Origin of the sequence: Agromyces sp. NPDC058136, assembly GCF_042884375.1 — a bacterium.
Lineage (GTDB): Bacteria > Actinomycetota > Actinomycetes > Actinomycetales > Microbacteriaceae > Agromyces.
Genome location: NZ_JBHVUA010000002.1, coordinates 560,808 through 578,529, shown reverse-complemented (window position 1 = coordinate 578,529; position 17,722 = coordinate 560,808). Strand labels below are relative to the sequence as shown.

The 17,722-nt window shown below is 72.6% G+C and carries 16 protein-coding genes; 4 read left to right on the top strand and 12 right to left on the bottom strand.

What is annotated here, in order from left to right; all coding sequences use genetic code 11:
- Positions 1-14 precede the first annotated feature (14 nt).
- The 10 genes from ACFVTX_RS09000 to ACFVTX_RS08955 form a co-directional block, all read right to left on the bottom strand.
- On the bottom strand, positions 15-1,025 hold the full coding sequence (locus tag ACFVTX_RS09000) for an N-acetylglucosamine kinase (protein ID WP_386899255.1): 1,011 nt from the start codon (positions 1,023-1,025) through the stop codon (positions 15-17).
- Positions 1,022-2,278 carry a 6-phospho-beta-glucosidase gene (locus ACFVTX_RS08995; protein ID WP_386899254.1) on the bottom strand — a complete coding sequence of 419 codons (1,257 nt, stop codon included), beginning with the start codon at positions 2,276-2,278 and terminating at the stop codon, positions 1,022-1,024. Before ACFVTX_RS08995 ends, ACFVTX_RS09000 begins: the two co-directional genes overlap by 4 nt.
- Before the next feature lie 195 nt (positions 2,279-2,473).
- The gene (locus ACFVTX_RS08990) at positions 2,474-3,634 is read right to left on the bottom strand and encodes an ROK family protein (protein WP_386899253.1); all 1,161 of its coding nucleotides are present in this window, start codon (positions 3,632-3,634) and stop codon (positions 2,474-2,476) included.
- 63 nt (positions 3,635-3,697) lie between these two features.
- A complete protein-coding gene (locus ACFVTX_RS08985; protein ID WP_386899252.1) occupies positions 3,698-4,579 on the bottom strand; it encodes an ABC transporter ATP-binding protein in 882 nt (293 codons plus the stop codon).
- Entirely contained in the window at positions 4,576-5,457 is an 882-nt protein-coding gene (locus tag ACFVTX_RS08980) for an ABC transporter ATP-binding protein (protein WP_386899251.1), read from the bottom strand. The genes ACFVTX_RS08985 and ACFVTX_RS08980 overlap by 4 nt, the downstream gene beginning before the upstream one ends.
- Positions 5,454-6,545, bottom strand: a complete 1,092-nt coding sequence (locus ACFVTX_RS08975) for an ABC transporter permease (RefSeq protein ID WP_386899250.1) — start codon at positions 6,543-6,545, stop codon at positions 5,454-5,456. The genes ACFVTX_RS08980 and ACFVTX_RS08975 overlap by 4 nt, the downstream gene beginning before the upstream one ends.
- Positions 6,538-7,533: an ABC transporter permease gene (locus ACFVTX_RS08970; protein WP_386899249.1), complete on the bottom strand. Its 996-nt coding sequence runs from the start codon at positions 7,531-7,533 to the stop codon at positions 6,538-6,540. Before ACFVTX_RS08970 ends, ACFVTX_RS08975 begins: the two co-directional genes overlap by 8 nt.
- 144 nt (positions 7,534-7,677) lie before the next feature.
- The gene (locus ACFVTX_RS08965) at positions 7,678-9,360 is read right to left on the bottom strand and encodes an ABC transporter substrate-binding protein (protein WP_386899248.1); all 1,683 of its coding nucleotides are present in this window, start codon (positions 9,358-9,360) and stop codon (positions 7,678-7,680) included.
- A 273-nt stretch (positions 9,361-9,633) separates the two neighbouring features.
- Positions 9,634-10,245, bottom strand: coding sequence for a bifunctional 4-hydroxy-2-oxoglutarate aldolase/2-dehydro-3-deoxy-phosphogluconate aldolase (locus ACFVTX_RS08960; protein ID WP_386899247.1), 612 nt, complete (start codon positions 10,243-10,245; stop codon positions 9,634-9,636).
- 30 nt (positions 10,246-10,275) lie between these two features.
- The gene (locus tag ACFVTX_RS08955; protein ID WP_386899246.1) at positions 10,276-11,244 is read right to left on the bottom strand and encodes a sugar kinase; all 969 of its coding nucleotides are present in this window, start codon (positions 11,242-11,244) and stop codon (positions 10,276-10,278) included.
- Positions 11,245-11,320: 76 nt separating this feature from the next.
- Here ACFVTX_RS08955 and ACFVTX_RS08950 point away from each other — a divergent pair, with 76 nt between their 5' ends.
- From ACFVTX_RS08950 to ACFVTX_RS08935, 4 genes are all read left to right on the top strand, one after another.
- Entirely contained in the window at positions 11,321-12,643 is a 1,323-nt protein-coding gene (locus ACFVTX_RS08950; protein ID WP_386899245.1) for an amino acid aldolase, read from the top strand.
- Between the two features lie 7 nt (positions 12,644-12,650).
- Positions 12,651-14,363, top strand: coding sequence for an amidohydrolase family protein (locus ACFVTX_RS08945; RefSeq protein WP_386899244.1), 1,713 nt, complete (start codon positions 12,651-12,653; stop codon positions 14,361-14,363).
- 1 nt (position 14,364) lies between these two features.
- Positions 14,365-15,096, top strand: a complete 732-nt coding sequence (locus tag ACFVTX_RS08940; RefSeq protein ID WP_386899243.1) for an IclR family transcriptional regulator — start codon at positions 14,365-14,367, stop codon at positions 15,094-15,096.
- Between the two features lie 80 nt (positions 15,097-15,176).
- The gene (locus tag ACFVTX_RS08935; protein WP_157422311.1) at positions 15,177-15,560 is read left to right on the top strand and encodes a RidA family protein; all 384 of its coding nucleotides are present in this window, start codon (positions 15,177-15,179) and stop codon (positions 15,558-15,560) included.
- Positions 15,561-15,699: 139 nt separating this feature from the next.
- On the opposite strand, the gene ACFVTX_RS08930 is transcribed toward ACFVTX_RS08935, so the two are convergent.
- Together ACFVTX_RS08930 and ACFVTX_RS08925 are read right to left on the bottom strand one after the other, a co-directional pair.
- Positions 15,700-16,458, bottom strand: a complete 759-nt coding sequence (locus tag ACFVTX_RS08930) for an SDR family NAD(P)-dependent oxidoreductase (RefSeq protein WP_386899242.1) — start codon at positions 16,456-16,458, stop codon at positions 15,700-15,702.
- Positions 16,448-17,722: an ATP-NAD kinase family protein gene (locus tag ACFVTX_RS08925; protein ID WP_386899241.1), complete on the bottom strand. Its 1,275-nt coding sequence runs from the start codon at positions 17,720-17,722 to the stop codon at positions 16,448-16,450. The genes ACFVTX_RS08930 and ACFVTX_RS08925 overlap by 11 nt, the downstream gene beginning before the upstream one ends.

The following is a 17,722-nucleotide window of genomic DNA, read 5'->3' as shown; positions in this document are numbered from 1 at the left end:
TGCGCTCGCACCGTTCAGCGCGCTCGCACGAGCGCAGGCGCCGCGGTCGCGGCGGCCACCCCGACGCGGGCGCGGGCGAGCGCCGACGCCGAGGCGCCCGCCGCATCGAGGGCGAGCAGGCCGGCCCCGACGATGGGCGCCTCCCCGGCGATCGTCAGCCGTGCGTGGCGCGCGAACCCCGCGATTCGGTCGCGCACCCCGCCGATCAGGCGCTCGTCGCGCGCGGTCGCGATGCCTCCGCCGAGCACGATCGGAACCTCGCGTTCGAGGAGCCCGAGGCGGGTCAGGCACGCCCACGCGAAGTCGGCGAGCTCGTCGGCCTGCCGCTCGACGAGCGAGATCGCGACGGCGTCGCCCGCCCGGGCGGACTCGAAGACCGCCGGAGCGAGCGAGGTCAGCTCCGAGGCATCCCGACGCCCGAAATGGATCGCCTCGATGAGTTCGCCGACCGAGCCGACGCCGAGCCTGACGATGATCTCGTCGACGAGCAGCGTCGCCGGGCCGCGCCCGTCGATCGCACGGGCGGCGTGCCAGAGCACCTGCTCGCCGAGCCCGGCGCCGCCGCCCCAGTCCCCCGAGAGCGGCCCGAGCGAGGGGAACCGGGCGACCGCGCCGTCGGCCCGCACCCCGATCGCGTTGACCCCGGTGCCGCAGACGATGGCGACCGCGTCGGGCGAGTCGGTGCCCGCTCGCAGCAGGGCGAAGAGATCGTTCTCGATGGTCGCGCCCACCGCCCAGTCGACGCCGTCGAGCGCCGCCCGGTATTGCTCGACCTCGATCGGCAGGTCGAGGCCCGAGAGGTAGAGCCCGGCGTGGACCACCGGGTGCTCCCCCGCGACCGCGTGCACGAGCGCGCCGACGACGCCCACCGACGCGTCGAGGCCCTCGAAGTGCGGGCTCGACCCGGGCCCGCGACGGTGCGCGACGACCTCGCCGTCGAGCGTCAGCGCGACCGCGTCGGTCTTCGAGCCGCCGCCGTCGACGCCGACGACGACGGGCGCGCCGATCGGCGCCGCCCCGCTCACGCCCACTCCAGGAAGCGCGCGTTCTCGGCCATCAGGAGGTCGGTGAGCCGCTCTGCCCGGTCGTGCTGCAGCACGAGGGGGTGCGCGCGCATGGCCTGCAGCACCCGGTCGCGCCCGCCGTGCACGGCCGCATCGAGCGCGAGCCGCTCGTAGGCCGCGACCGCCGACACGAGCCCCGCGACATCCGGAGGGAGCGGTGCGACCGGTTCCGCGACGAATCCCCCGTCGCGGAACACGGCCGGCACCTCGATGACGTGATCGTCCGGGAGGAACGGCAGCACGCCATCGTTCTGGAGGTTCACCACGCGAGCCCGGTCGGCGCCGCCCTGCATGGCGGCGAGCAGCTCGATGGCGGCCTCCGAGTAGAACGCCCCGCCGCGGCCCTCGAGCGCGGCGGGCTTCTCCCGCTGCGATTCGTCGGCGTAGAGGCCGAGCAGCTCGCGCTCGATCGCCCGCACCGCCTCGGCCCGGCTCGGCTCGGTGCGCTGCTCGCGCAGCACCTCGTCGTGGGCGTAGTAGTAGCGCAGGTAGTAGGAGGGCACGACGCCGAGGCCCGCGAGCAGCTCGGGCGGGAGGTGCACCTCGCCGGCGACGGTCTCGAGGTGGTCGGCGAGGAGACCCGGAAGCCGGTCTTCTCCGGCGATCGTGACGCTGCGCTCCCAGGTGAGGTGGTTGAGCCCGACGTGCCCGAGCTGCACCTCGTCGTGCGCGACGCCGAAGAGCGCGGCGTAGCGCCGCTGGAACCCGATGGCGACGTTGCAGAGCCCCACCGCGCGATGGCCGTGCTCCAGCAGAGCCCGGGTCACGATGCCGACGGGGTTCGTGAAGTCGACGATCCACGCGTCGGGCTTCGCGTGCCGCCGCACGACCTCGGCGATCCGCAGCACCACCGGCACGGTGCGCAGCGCCTTCGCGAGCCCGCCGGGCCCGGTCGTCTCCTGCCCGATGCAGTCGACCTCGTGCGGCCAGGTCTCATCGGCATGGCGGGCGTCCTGCCCGCCGACCCGCAGCTGGATGAGCACCGCATCGGCGTCGGAGACGCCCGCGACGAGATCGCTCGTGCCGGTGACCCGCGCCGGGTGGCCGGCGTGCGCGAGCATGCGACGCGACATCCCCCCGACGAGCGCGAGCCGCTCGGCGTCGGGGTCGACGAGACGGATCTCGTCGATCGGCAGCGTGCCGCGGAGCCGGGCGAAGCCGTCGATGAGTTCGGGGGTGTAGGTGGATCCACCGCCGACGATGGCGAGCTTCATCAGGTCCTCATTCCGTGTGGTGCGTTGTGCGTGGTGCGTTCTTCGTGGTGCGTGGGGCGTTCGCGAGCCGGGTCTCGGGCGCGCCGATCCGGCGTTCGGGCGCGCGGGCGCGCTCGAACGTCGCTGCCGGTTCGGTCGGTGATGGTGACGAACGGTTCGGATGCCTCGTGCCGGCGCCGCTCGCCGGTGCTGCGGCTACGCGGCCGGGGTGATGTCGGCCTCGAGTCGTTCGCGGATCTGCTGGACGAGCAGCTGCCGGGCGCCGAGGAGCACGGGCTCGTCGCCGGTGGTGCTCGTGGCGACGACGAGCTTCGGGTGCGCCTCGGCGTCGACCCGTTCGGCGACGAGCTCGGCGAGGCGCTCACCGCCGGCGATGCCGGTCGGCCCGCCGAGCACGACCATCGCCGGGTCGAGCACGGTGAGCAGCGGCTCGATCGCGAGCGCCGCGCGCGTCGCGACCGCCTCGAGCGCCGCGTCGTCGCCGGCGAGACGCGGCAGCACCTCGGCGAGCTGCTGACCGGGTTCGCCGCCGAGCAGCCGCACGACGGCCGGGCCGCCGACGAGTCGGGTCAGGTTGCCGGCCTCGGGCTCGAGCTCGAGCGCGCTGCGCGAGACCTCGAGGTAGCCGATCTCGCCCGCACCGCCCGAGACGCCGCGGTGCACGACTCCGCCGAGGTCGATGCCGACGCCGAGGCCCTCGCCGATCCAGAAGTGCACGAAGCTCGACGCGCCCTGCGCGATGCCCGCCACGCGTTCGGCCATGGCCGCGAGGTTGGCGTCGTTCTCGAGGACGACGTCGAGGCCGAGCGCGCCTTCGATGCGCTTGCGCGCGCCGACGCCGGGCCAGCCGGGCAGGGTGTCGGTGTGCGAGAGCTCGTCGCCCTCGATGAACACCGCCGCCTGCACGCCGACGACGACGAGCGTGACCGAGTCGACGCCGACCCCGGCCGCCTCGCAGGCCGCGCCGACCGCGCGACGGACGTCGGCCTCGGGGCCGCGGGTCTCCGCGTCGGCGGCGAGCTCGGCGACCGGGTGCACGGTGTCGGCTGCATCGACGACGACCGCCTGGATGCTGCGGGCGGTGATGCTCACCGCGACGCCGGTGATGCGGTCGATGCGGACGCCGTAGCTGACGGCGTTCGGCCCGCGGCCGCCTGAGACGATGCCGGCCGGGCCGATGAGCCCGACGCGTTCGAGCCGGGTGATCATCTGCCCGGCGGTCGGCTTGGACACCCCCGAGAGCGCGCCGAGCTGGCTGCGGGTGAGCGGCCCGTGCTCGAGCAGCAGCCGGAACGCCGCGCGGTCGTTGTGCGCGGCGAGCCACGTCGGCGTGCCGGCGTCGTTCTGGTTCAGCATGGTGTCCCCTCCTCTGCGGTCGACCCAGTTTATCTAAAAAGATTATTTACTAAAAGATCCTGCTCATTCGGCGCCGCGCACCTCGTCGCGCAGCGCCCCATGCCGATCCGGGTCGGCCGCCGCCTCGAGCAGGCGCATCGTGTACTCGTGCTGCGGGTTCAGGATCACCTCGTCGGCGGGCCCTCGCTCGACGATGTCGCCGCGGTACATCACGAGGATCTCGTCGGAGAAGTGCCTCGCCGTCGCGAGATCGTGCGTGATGTACAGCACCCCGAGCTGCGCTTCGCGCTGCAGTTCGGCGAGCAGGTTCAGCACCCCGAGACGGATCGAGACGTCGAGCATCGACACCGGCTCGTCGGCGATGATGAACCGCGCCCCCGGCGCGAGCGCCCGGGCGATGGCGACGCGCTGCCGCTGCCCGCCCGACAGCTCGTGCGGGCGACGCTCGAGGTACCGGCTCGCGGGCGAGAGCTGCACCCGCTCGAGCAGGGCCTCGACCCGCGCCGCGACCTCCGCCCGCCCGAGTCCGCGATCGTGTAGGCGGATCGGCCGTTCGAGGTGATGCGCGATCGAGTGGAACGGGTTCAGCGAGGCGAACGGGTCCTGGAAGACCATCTGCACGTCGCTGCGGTAGCGCTCGAGCGCCCGCCCGCGGCTGCCGCTCGCCGCCCCGTCGATGTAGACGCCGCCCGAGGTCGGCGTCTCGAGCTTCGCGAGCATGCGGGCGATGGTCGACTTGCCCGAGCCCGACTCCCCGACGAGCGCGATCGTGCGACCCGCCTCGAGGGTGAACGAGACGTCCTTCACGGCGTGCAGGGTGCTCGTCTTCAGCCCGCTGCGCAGGCGGAAGTCCTTCACGAGGTTGCGCGCCTCCAGCGACCCGCGCGTGCCCTCCCGGCGGCCCGCCGTCGTGGCATCCGGCTGCTGCTCGACCGTCGTGCTCATGACGCGACCTCCTGGTTCGTGCCGGTGCCGCGGAGGAACCCGCCGCGCTCGCCGCGCAGACTCGGGAAGCTCGACAGCAGCCGTTTCGTGTACTCGTGCTGCGGATCGCGGTAGACGGTCTCGGCGGTGTCGAGCTCGACGATCTCGCCGCGGAGCATCACCGCGATGCGGTCGCTGATCTCGATGAGCAGCGGCAGGTCGTGCGTGATGAAGATCACCGCGAAGCCGAGCCGCTCGCGCAGGCGCATGATCTCGCGGATGATGCCGCGCTGCACGACGACGTCGAGCGCGGTCGTCGGCTCGTCCATGATCATCACCTGCGGGTCGAGGGCGAGCGCCATCGCGATCATCACGCGCTGCCGCATGCCGCCCGACAGTTCGTGCGGGAAGCTCGAGATGCGATCGGGGTCGACGCCGACGAGCTCGAGGAGTTCGCGGCTGCGGGCGAGGCGGTCGGCCTTCTTCATGCCGGGCCGGTGGGTGCGGAGCACGTCGTCGAGCTGCGCCCGGATGTTGAGCACCGGGTTCAGCGAGTTCATCGCACCCTGGAACACCATCGACAGCTTGCTCCACCGGAATGCGCGCAGCTTCTCGTCGGAGAGCCCGACCACGTCGATGTCGTCGCCGTCGCGATCGTGGAACACGATCTCGCCCGAGGTGAGCAGCGCCGGCGGCTTCAGCAGCCGGTTCAACCCGTACGCGAGCGTCGTCTTGCCGCAACCCGACTCGCCCGCGAGCCCGAGGATCTCGCCGCGGTGCAGGGTGAGCGACACGTCGCGCACCGCGAGAACGGGCGGCTCGACCTCGTACTCGATCGAGACGTTGCGTGCCGTGAGCACCGGTTCGCCGAACCGGGCGGATGCTTCGTGGCCGGTCATGCGCGACCCTCCCCTGCCGTCGCCAGCTCGGGCCCCGCGATGCCGCGGCCGGCCTTCGCCGCCTTGCGCTGCCGTCGCGCGTTCTCGGGCGCGATGCGGAGCTTCGGATTGATGATCTCGTCGATCGAGAAGTTGATGAGCGAGAGCCCGCAGCCGAGCAGCGCGATCATGACCCCCGGCGGCACGAACCACCACCAGGCGCCGGTGCCGAGCGCCTGCCCGGTCTGGGCGTCGTTCAGGATCGTGCCCCAGGTGATCGAATCGGTCGCGCCGAGGCCGAGATAGGAGAGGCCGGCTTCGCCGAGGATCGCGAAGATGATCGCGAAGAGGAACTGCGCGGCGAGCAGCGGCAGCAGGTTCGGCAGTACCTCGACGAGGATGACCCGGGGCGCGCGCTCCCCCGCGACGCGGGCCGCCGAGACGTAGTCCCGCGAGCGCAACGACCTCGTCTGGGCGCGCAGCACCACCGCCGAGCCCGCCCAGCTCGTGATGCCGAGCACGAAGGCGACGAGCAACCAGCTGCGCGCCGGGAAGTACGTCGCGATGACCATGACGAGCGGGAGCCCGGGGATCACGAGCATGATGTTCGTCACGAGCGAGAGCGCCTCGTCGCCCCATCCGCCGAGGTAGCCGGCGAGGATGCCGAACACGATCGAGAGGCCGAGGGCGATGAGGCCCGCGACGAGCCCGATCATGAGCGAGCCCTGGGTGCCCTGCGCGAGCTGTGCGAGCACGTCGTAGCCGAGCTTCGTCGTGCCGAGGAGGTGTTCGGGCGACGGCGGCTGCAGCGAGGGGTTGTCGCTGTCGCGCGGGTCCTGGGTGAACAGCGGGCCGAGGACGCCGAAGGCGACGATCGCGACGAGCAGGCCCACGCCGACGGCGAGCTTGCCCGACCAGCGCGGCATGAGCGCGCGCAGGCCGCGGCGCGGCTTCTGCTGAGGCATCCGCCGCCCTGCGTCTTCGACGGCGGCGCTCGCGACCGTCAGCGGCGTGATGACCTCCGCGACCTGGACGTCGTGGAGCTCACGCTCCACCTCGCGCGCGAGTTCGCGCTCGTGCTCGCGCTCGGCGAGTTCGGTGTCAGACATTGTGGCGTGCCCTCGGGTCGATGAACCCGTACACGAGGTCCATGATGAAGTTGGCGGCCAGCACCGTGATGGTGATCACGAGGAACACGCCCTGCATGAGCGCGTAGTCGTTGTTCTGCACGGCCTGGAACATGAGTTTGCCGACGCCCGGGTAGGTGAACACCTGCTCCATCACGATGGAGCCGGCGACCACGAAGCCGAGCGTGATCGAGAAGCCGGCGATCGACGGGATCGCGGCGTTGCGGGCGGCGTAGGCGCTGAGGATGCGACGCGGGCGGAGCCCCTTCGCCTCGGCGGTGACGAGGTAGTCCTCGCTGAGGGTCGACACCATCATGTTGCGCATTCCGAACAGCCAGCCGCCGACCGAGCTCAGGACGATCGTGATCGCGGGCAGTGTGGCGTGCTCGACCGCGTCGACGAAGAACTCCCAGCTCCACTCGGGCCCGTTCGGGAAGTCGAAGACGTCGTAGCCGCCGACGATCGGGAACCAGCGGAGGTTCACCGCGAAGATCGCGACGAGCACGAGCGCCAGCCAGAAGTACGGGATCGACTGCAGCACCGTCGTGGACGGCACGAGGTGGTCGACCCACGTGCCGCGACGCCAGCCCACCCAGGCGCCGATCGCGACGCCGAGCACGAAGGAGATGACGGTCGCGACGCCGACGAGGATGATCGTCCAGGGCAGGGCGTTCGCGATGAGCTCGGAGACCGGTGCGGGGTACTTCGTCACCGAGATGCCGAGGTCGCCCTGGAAGAGGCGGCCCCAGTAGGCGAGATACTGCTCCCAGAGGGGTTCGTCGCCGCCGGTGCCGAGCATGAGCTCGATGTTGCGGATCGTGGTCTCGGAGACCTCGCCCTGCCGCTGCATCTTCGCGATGATGATGTCGGCCGGGTTGCCGGGCATCAGCCTCGGCAGCAGGAAGTTGAGCGAGATCGTCGCCCAGAGGGTCACGAGGTAGAACGTGATCCGTCGTGCATAGAACTTCATGGCGTTTCGGCGACTTCCCTGTCTGCTCGGCCTGAGTGGGGTCGGGTCGTCGGTCGAGCAGGGAGCGGAGCGACCGTGTCGAGACCACGGAGACGGGCCTCGATACGGCGCTGCGCGCCTACTCGACCGACTGCGGGGGTGCGGTTACTTCACCGGCTCGAGGTTCGCGAGCACGAAACCGGCGGCCGACGCGCCCCAGGCGGGCGGGAAGGCGTACAGGTCGCTCTCGGTCGGCCAGCCCGTGAAGTCCTTCGAGTTGTAGAAGGTCTGGGTGGCGTTGATCACGAGCGGGATGTACGGCAGGTCGCGCACGATCTCGGTCTGGATGGTCGCGTACGCGGCCTGCTTCGCGGCCTCGTCGTTCGTCGCGGCCGCCTCGGCCACCGCACCGTCGACGACGGGGTTGCTGTAGCGCGAGAAGTTCCACGTGCCGGGTGCGAGCTCGCTGCCGACGGCGACCGTCGAACCGCCCGCGAACCAGTCCTTGTAGATCTGGTACGGGTCGGCGACCGAGGTGCCGATGACGCCGCCCATGATGAGCTCGAACTGGCCGGTCTGGCGGGCGTCCGAGAACTCCTGCCACTGCACCGTCGTCGCGTTGACCTTGATGCCGGCCTCGGCGGCCTGCTCGGAGATCAGCTTCGCGGCGTCGTTGTAGTCGGTCCAGCCGTCGACCGAGATGAGGTCGAGCTCGATGGTCGCGCCGTCCTTCGCGTAGAAGCCGTCGGCGCCCTTGGCGTAGCCGGCCGCTTCGAGCACGGCGCCTGCGGCGGCCGCGTCGGACGACTGCGGGCTGACCTCGTTGGCCGGGTCGGCGACCCACTTCGCGTCGCGCGGCAGCAGGGCGAAGGTCGGCGAGATCTCGCCGGTCAGGTCGACGAACGCCTTCTCCTTGATGGTGCCGCGGTCGACGGCGAGGTTCAGCGCCTGGCGCACCGCGACGTCGGTCTGCTCGCCGACGCAGCCGAGGGCCGCGTTCGAGCAGGTGTACAGCACCGTCGGGTCCTGGGGGGTGTTGATCGTCGAGATGATGCCGTTCGCGGTCACGTCGTCGGGGTTCGGCACGAACATGCCGGCCCAGTCGAGCTCACCCGCGGTGAGCAGGTCCTGCGCGGACTGGTTGGCGTCGAGGCCGACGTACTGCACCTTCTTGACGGCGGGCTTGCCCTCGTCGCGGAAGTGCTCGTTCGCGACGACGGTGTACGAGGCGTCGGTCACGGAGTCGACGACGTACGGGCCGGTGCCGACGGGCTGCTCGTCGGTGAAGGTCGTGAAGTCGTCGACCTCGCTCCACACGTGCTCGGGGATCATCCACGTCGCACCGAGGATGCGGAACTCGTTCGTGAACTGCGGCGTCGCGAAGGTGAGCACGACGGTGGTGTCGTCGCTCGCCTCGGCGCTCACGAGCCCGAGCGAGTTCGCGAAGTCGTTCGCCTCGTAGTTGAACGAGAACGCGACGTCGTCGGCGGTGAAGTCCTCACCGTCGTTCCACTTCACGCCCTCCTTGAGGGTGACCGTGATGACGGTGCCGTCTTCGTTGAACTCGTAGCTGTCGCCCACGAGCCCGGTGGGCGCCTCGTCGGCCGTCTTGTTGAAGAAGAACAGCGTCTCGTAGATCGGGCCGAGCGCTGCGTGCAGCACGGTCGGCGCGTAGGGGTTGAAGTTCGCCACGATCGGCGTCTGGCTGCCGGCCCAGACGCGAAGCGCCGCGCTGGAGTCGCCGCCTCCGTCCGAACCGGTGGAGGGCGTGCAGCCCGTCAGGCCGAGGGCGAGCGCTGCCGCTCCTGCGGCGAGCGCGACCGCGATGCGGCGCTTGGATCGAATCATCGTTCCGACATTTCCTCTCAGTGCTTCGTTGCGTGGGAAGAGCAGTGACGCCGCGTGCAGGAACCTCGGTGCAGGCGTTACTGGAAGCGACCCTAACAGAAAGGGAACTAATCGGAAACAACTATTTCAATTGCGCGTCGGATGCCCCGTGGCACACCACAACGACGCATCGAGTGGGCACAGATGAACCCGCAGCGCGGCGGGAGGAGCAACCGCTGCCCACTCGATTCAGTCGGTGGTGACGAGCTCGGCAGTGACGAGCGCCCTCGCGCGTCAGCGCGCGAGAAGTGCGGCGAGCGCGGGCAGCTGCTCGGGGTCCTCGAGGGCCGCACCGACGGCGACCGTGCGCACCCCGCGGGCGAGGAACGCGCCCGCGTTCGTGGCATCCATGCCGCCAGTGGCGACGAATCGCGCACCCGGGAACGGCCCGGCCATCGCGCCGAACCAGGCGGGCCCGAGGAGGGCTGCGGGGAACGCCTTGAGCCAGGTCAGCCCGATCGACATCGCCGCCTGCACCTCGGTCGCCGTGGCGACGCCCGGCAGCGGCGGCAGGCCGGCCTCGAACGAGGCGCGCGCGACCCGCTCGTCGAATCCGGGGCTCACGGTGAACGCCGCCCCCGCCTCCGCGGCCTGCGCGACGTGCCGCAGCGACACGACGGTGCCCGCCCCGACCATGCGCCCCGCGGCGCGGCCGGCCTCGGCGACGGCGGCGAGCGCCTCGAGGTCGGCTTCCGACTGGATGGGCAGCTCGACGACGTCGATGCCGAGGCTCCACGCCTGCTCGGCGAGCGCGAGGCTGCGTTCGACGCCGAACCCGCGGAAGATCGCCATCAGCGGGCGCCCCGCGAGCATGGTGTCGAATGCGGCGTTGTCGATCGTGGTCATGGCGGGCCTCTCAGTGGTGGTGCACGGCGGTCAGTCGGTGCGCGGTTCGCGCGGGAAGTCGCTCGTCTCGCGGAGGACGAGCACGGCGCGGTCGTGTCCGGCCTGCAGCCGCTCGCGGGCGTCGCGCCCCTCGAGGAGCGCGGCGAGGTACCCGGCCGCGAACGCGTCGCCCGCCCCGACCGCCTCGACGACCTCGACCCGGTGGGCTGGGACGTGCGCGACGAGGTCGGGACCGTCGGCGCCTCGCGCGTCGCCCTCGCGTGCGAACTCGGTCGCCCCGACGTCGCCGTCCTTCACGACGAGGTGCGCGGGGCCGGGCAGCAGCGCCCGCACCGCTGCGGGCGTCGCGGTGCCCCACAGCCGCTCGGCCTCGTCGAGGCCGACGAAGACGAGGTCGGCGCGCTCGGCGAGCGCACGCAGGCGGGTCGGGGCGTCGGGCGCCGCGGATGCCTCGTCGGCATCGCCGTCGCCCGGCGCCGGCCAGAGCGCCGCCCGGTGGTTCACGTCGAAGCTCACGAGCACGCCGTTCGCCCGCGCACGGTCGATCGCGGCGTCGAGCGCGGCGTCGCACGAGCCCGAGAGCGCGGCGGTGATGCCGCTGAGGTGCACGATGCGGACGCCGTCGAGCGGCAGCGCGTCGACGAACGCGGGCGACATCTTCGAGGCGGCGGAGCCCGCGCGGTAGTACTGCACCCCGCTGCCGGGGTTCTTCACGTAGAGCCCCGTCGGCGCTTCCGCATCGCGTTCGACCAGTCGGACGTCGACGCCGCGGGCGGCGATCTGGGCGACGAGCCTGCGGCCGAGCGCATCGTCGCCGACCCGGCCCGCCCACGCGGCGGGGTGACCGAGCGCGGCGAGGTGGGAGGCGACGTTCGCCTCTGCGCCGCCGGCGTCGAGGTGGAAGTCGACGGCGTGCTCGAGGGGTTCGGCGAGCGCGGGCACGACGAGCACCATCGTCTCGCCGATGGCGATGAGTTCGGCATGCGGGGCGTCGGTCACAGCGCCTATGCTGGCTGATGTGCAACTGCTGCGCAAACGCGTTGCAGAATACGCAACAATCGAAAGTGAGCATCGGATGCCTCGCCTCGCCCCGCTCGCCGAGTCCGCCGACACCCGCCTGACCGCGGCAGACAAGGGTCTGCCCACGCGTGCCGCGGGGCTGACGGTGCGCGAGTTCCTGGGCACCGCCCCGCGGCTCGGCGAGTTCTGGACCCCGCTCCTCGTGCTCGACCGCGCCGCGCTCGAGCACAACGCGGAGACGATCCAGCACTGGTGCGACGAACGCGGCTTCGAGCTCATGCCGCACGGCAAGACGACGATGGCCCCCGCGCTCTGGCGGCTGCAGCTCGACGGCGGCGCGACCGGGCTCACCCTCGCGACGCCCGGCCAGGTGCGCGCCGCGCGCGCGTTCGGGGTGCGCTCGATCATGCTGGCGAATGCGCTCGTCGCCCCCGACGCGCTCGCCTGGGTCGCCGCCGAGCACGACGACCCCGACTTCGAGTTCTGGTCGTGGGTCGACTCGGTCGAGACCGTCGAGGCGATGGAGCGGGGCCTCGCCGCGGCATCCGCCGGGCGCGACGCCGCCCTCGTCCGCCCGCTCGCGGTGCTCGTCGAACTCGGCGCAGGCGGCGGGCGCACCGGTGCACGCGGCCTCGACGCGGCGATCGCGGTCGCCCGGCGCGTGGCCGACTCCCCGGTGCTGCGCCTCGCGGGCGTCGCCGGGTACGAGGGCAGCCTCGGGCACGACCGCTCCTCGGTCGCGGTCGCCGCGGTGCGCGACTATCTGGGCGACCTCGTCGAACTGCATGAGGCGGCGGCCTCCCTCGCCGACCCCGCCGACGGCGCGCTCGTCGTCACCGCGGGCGGCAGCGCCTACCTCGATCTCGTCGCCGACGTGTTCGCCCCCGCGATCGAGGCCGGAGCGGCCGGAGCGGCGGGCGCGGCGCACACGACCCGCTGGGTGCTGCGCTCGGGCGCCTCGCTCGTGCACGACGACGGCTTCTACCGGGGCATCTCCCCCATCCACGGTTCGCTGACCTCGGCGATGCGGGCCTGCGCCCGCGTCGTCTCGCACCCCGAACCGGGCCTCGCCCTGCTCGACGGCGGCAAGCGCGACCTGCCGTACGACGAGGGCCTGCCGGTGCCGCTCGCCGTCTCGAGCGAGCTCGGGGCGGCCGACCGCGAGCGGCCGCTCGCCGGGGCATCCATCACCGCCGTGAACGACCAGCACGCGTACCTCCGCGCCGACGCGGGCGGCGCGCTCCCCGTGGCGATCGGCGAGGTGGTGACGCTCGGCCTCTCGCACCCGTGCACCGCGTTCGACAAGTGGCGCTGGATCCCCGTCGTCGAGCACCGCGGCAGCGACCTCGTCGTCGACCTCGTGCGCACGCACTTCTGAGGCGCCCGTGTCCACCCTCATCACGAACGCGCGCATCGTCGACGAGACGGGTCAGCGGCCCGGGCTCCACGACGTCCGGCTCGCGCGCGGGCGCATCATCGAGATCGCGGCGGCCGGGGGCGGGGGTCTCGAGACGCGTCCGGTGGTCGGTCTCGAGACGCGTCCGACTTCGTCGGGCGCTCCTCGACCACCGAAGGATCCGACTTCGTCGGGCGCTCCTCGACCAGCGGAGGATCCTCCTTCGTCGGGCGCTCCTCGACCAGCGGAGGTCGTCGACGCCCGCGGCCGCCTGCTGATGCCCGGCTTCATCGACGCCCATTCGCACGCCGACGGCGCCGTCTTCGACCCCGAGGTGCAGCGCGCGCTGCTGCGCCAGGGCGTCACGACCGTCATCGGCGGGCAGGACGGCGTCGGCTTCGCGCCCGGCGACGGCGCCTACGGCACCGAGTACTTCGCCGCCATCAACGGACGCCACCCGAGCTACTCGGGCGGCGGCGTCGCCGAGCTGCTCGCCGGCTACGACGGCACCACCCCGCTCAACGTCGCGACGCTCGTGCCGGCGGGCACGGTGCGCTTCGCGGTCATGGGCCGTTCCACCGCGGCCCCGACCCGGGACGAGCTCGACGAGATGCGTGCGCTCGTGGCATCCGGCCTCGCCGACGGCGCTGCGGGCCTCTCGACCGGACTCGACTACGTGCCCGGGGTCTTCGCCGACGCGGCGGAGCTCGCCGAACTGGCCCGGCCCGTCGCCGACGCCGACGGCGTGTACGTGACGCACATGCGCGGCGGCTACGAGGCGAACTCGGCCGCCGGCATCGACGAGATCGCCGCGATCGCCGCCGCGAGCGGGGTGCGCGTGCACGTGTCGCACTTCCACGCGACTCCCGCGGTCGTGCACGGCGAGCTCGAGCGGCTCGCGGCAGCGGGCGTCGACGCGAGCTTCGACGCGTACCCGTACACGCGGGGGTGCTCGATCCTCGCGATGCCGATCCTGCCCGCCGCCCTCACCGTGCGGCCCGCCGACGAGGTGCTCGCCGTGCTCGCCGATCCGGCCGAGCGGGCGCGGCTCCGGGCCGATTGGTTCCCGACGATCACGGGGTATGCGAGCCTCGGGCCCGACTGGCCGTCGATGCTCACGCTCGCCCACATCGCGGCGCCCGAGTTCGACTGGGCGCACGGGCTCACCCTCGCCGAAGGCGCGGTGCGCGCCGGTGTCGACGCGATCGACTTCGCGCTCGACGTGCTCGTCGCCTCGCGGCTCGAGGTCAATGTCGTCATGGCCGTGCAGCACGAGCGCAGCGACGCCGAGCTCGCCGCGATCCTCGCCCACCCGGCGGCGACGGGCGGCTCCGACGGCATCTTCCTCGGGCGGCACCCGCACCCGCGGGCGCGCGGCTCGTTCGCACGGTACCTCGAACTGCTCGTGCGCGAGCAGCAGGCGATCGACTGGCCGGATGCCTCGGCGCTCGTCTCGGGCCGCGCGGCACGCCGGTTCGGGCTCGGCGACCGGGGGCTCGTGCGCGAGGGCGCCGTCGCCGACCTCGTGCTCGTCCACCCGGGCGAGGTGCGCGCCCGCGCATCGTACGCCGAGCCCCTCGCCCTCGCAGACGGCGTCGACGACGTGTTCGTCGCCGGGGTCCGGGTGCTCGCGGACGGCGAGCTCACCGGTGCGACGCCGGGCCGCGGCATCCGCCATCGACCGACCGAACGGGAGGACTGACATGTCGCAGAGCGTGACCCGCGCCGCGCGCATCATCGACGCGATCGCCGCCGACCCGCGCACCGTCGCCGAACTCGCCGAAGAGTTCGGACTGCACCGATCGACGATGTTCCGCGAGCTGCAGGCGCTCGAACAGGTCGGCTGGGTGCGCAAGCGCGGCTCGGGCCGCTACACCCTCGGCACCCGGCTCGCGGCGCTCTCGAAGCAGGCGCTCGACTCGCTCGACCTGCGCGAGGTCGGCGCCGAGCACGTGCGCCGCCTGCAGCGCCGCACCGGCAACACCGTGCACCTCGCCGCCCTCATGGACCGTTCGATCGTCTACGTCGACAAGGCCGAGGACGAGTCGGGGGTCCGCATGTACTCGCGCATCGGCCGTGCCGTGATCCCCTACTGCTCGGCGGTCGGCAAGGCGATCCTCGCCGACCTCGACCGTTCGGGCCGCGACGCTGTGCTCGACGGGGTCGTCTGGCAGCGCTACACCGAGCTCACGATCGACTCGCGCGAGCGGCTCGACCGCGAGCTCGCGATCACCGCGGCGCGCGGCTACGCCGTCGACGACCGCGAGTTCGAGGCGTTCGTCAACTGCATCGCCGTGCCCATCCACGGCCCGATGGGCGTCGTCGGCGCACTGTCGGTCACGGCGATCCGCATGGTCGCCGACCTCGAACGGCTCAAGGCCGAACTGCCCGCGATGCGCGAGACCGCCGAGCTCATCGCCCGCGAACTCGGGTGAGCGGATGCCACAGGGTCCGCCCCGTGGCATCCGGCCCGCCCTGCACGACCCACGACACCCACGAAACACAGGAGGAACCCATGTCCAAGACCGCCGTCACGCTCTCGAACGCGCCGAAGCCCGCCGGACCCTACAGCCACGGCGTCGTCGCCAACGGATTCCTGTACACCGCCGGATTCGGCCCGCAGGACCCGGCCACCGGACTCGTGGTCGAGGGCGGCGTGAAGGAGCAGACCCGCCAGGTGCTGCGCAACATCGGCGCCGTGCTCGCGGAGTACGGCCTCACCCACGACGACGTCGTCAAGGTCACCGCGCACCTCGAGGACCTCGCCGACTTCGCCGAGTACAACGAGGCGTACGCCGAGTTCTTCACCGAGCCGTACCCCGTGCGCACGACGGTCGGCTCGCGTCTCGCGAACATCCTCGTCGAGATCGACGTCGTCGCCGCGATCCCGCAGGCCTGACCCGCTCGGTCGGTCGAGGAGCGCCCGACCCGCACCCGCTGGTCGAGGAGCGCCCGACCGAGGAGGACGCGTCTCGAGACCGACGCATCAGGTCTCGAGACGCGTCGACTCCGTCGGCGCTCCTCGACCGGCGAGGGCGCTACGCGATCCCGCCGCCGTCGACGACGAGCGCCGACCCCGTCACGTAGCTCGACTCGTCGCTCGCGAGCCACACGACCGCCGAGGCGATCTCGCGCGGTTCGCCCATGCGGCGCAGCGGCCGGTCGGCGGCCTCCGCGAGGAACCCCGACTCCGCCTGCCCGAGCTGGCGGGCCTCCTCGCGGAGCATCCCGGTGTTCACATCGCCCGGGTTCACCGAGTTCACGCGGATGCCCTGCGGCCCGTGGTCGATCGCGAGCGCGCGGGTCATGTTGACGACGGCGCCCTTCGAGGCGCAGTACGAGATCGCCTGTCCGCCGCCCTTGAGCCCCCAGCCCGAGCCGGTGTTGACGATCGAGCCGCCGCCAGCGGCCTCCATGATCGGCACGACGTGCTTGCACATCAGGAAGATCGAACGCACGTTCACGCCGAACACGCGGTCCCACTCCTCGACGGTCGTCTCGACGGCGGTCGTGCGGCGGATGATGCCCGCGTTGTTGAAGACGACGTTCACACCCCCGAAGGCCTCGACCGTCGCCGCGACGACGCGTTCGATGTCGGCCTCGGCCGAGACGTCCGCCGGGATCGCGATCGCCCGGCCACCGGCCGCGACGATCTCGTCGGCGACGGCCTGCGCGGCCTCGGCGTTCAGGTCGACGACCGCGACGGCGGCGCCTTCGGCCGCGAGCGCGAGCGACGTCGCGCGGCCGATGCCGCCCGCGCCGCCGGTGACGATGGCCTGCTTGTTCTCAAGGCGCATGGCCTTCTCCTTCGATTTCGGGTGCGTGGACAGGATAGAAACTGGATGCGCCGGGGCCGGTGATCACGCGCGCGAATCCCGCGATGCGGGCGTCGACGCGCGGGTCGCCGGTGTCGACGAGCAGGGGCCGCCCGCCGAGGTCGATGAGCTTCTGCTCGGGGGCGACGACCACGAGCGGCGCGTCGCCGAGGAGGCGCAGCACCCTCGCCGAGAGCTGCTGGTTGCCGCGGCCGAGCAGGAACCCCTGCCCGCCGATGACGCTGACCACGGCCTTCGCGGGGCCGCGCGAGATCTCGTCGACGAGCTCGCGCTCGCTCGCTCCCGCCCGCACGACGCGGCCGTCGAGCACGACGTCGACGCCGAGCGGAGTCTTCGCGACGCCGAGCTCGCGTGCGAGTTCGGCCATGGTGCCGCCCGGCCCGAGCAGGTAGCGGACGCCCGGCCGCATCGCGCCCGCGGCGCCGCGCGCCGCGGCGGCGACCGCGGCGTGCTCGCTGACCGGAGTCGCCGCCTTGCGCGACTGGGTGCGGCCCGCCCGGTACGGCACCGGCATGGTGCCGTAGAGCCGCGGTTCGACGCGGGCGCGGCGCATCGCGGCCTCGTCGACGTCGAGCACCTCGCGCTCCTGCACGGGCAGGGGCGCCGTCGGGGATGCCTCGGCCCACGCCGCGGCGAGCGCGCCCGCCGCGCGCGGACTCACGGCGAACACGGGCGAGTACATCTTGACGCCGGCGGGGATGCCGAGCGCCGCGGCGACGCCGTGCCGTTCGTCGGCACCCGCGGCCGACACACCGGGCGGTGTCGCGGGTTCGGCGGCGCGCCGCACCGGAGCGCCGACGGACGGGACAGGTGGGGTCGCCCCGAGCCCGGCGGCGACGTCGCGGGCGGTGCCGTCGCCGCCGGCGAAGAGCACGAGCGTCGCCCCGGCGGCGACGAGTGCACGCACCGCAGCGGTCGTGTCGTCCGCGGTCGTCGCCGGGGCGGATGCCCCGGGGTCGTCGCCGCCCGGTCGATAGACCACGTGCGGCTCGAGGCCTGCGGCGCGCACCGCGTCCTCCCCCATCGGGCCCGCCGCCGTGAGCACGGGATGCCTCATGGCATCCGCCGTCGTCGCGACGACCTCGAGCGCGAGCCGGGCGCGCTCGGCCGCGCGCGGGTGCGAGCCGCGCGCGGCGGCCTCGACCTGCACGTCGGCGCCGTCGGAGCCGGCGAGCCCGGCGGGCCCGCCGACCCCGGCGACGGGATTCACGACGAGGGCGAGCAT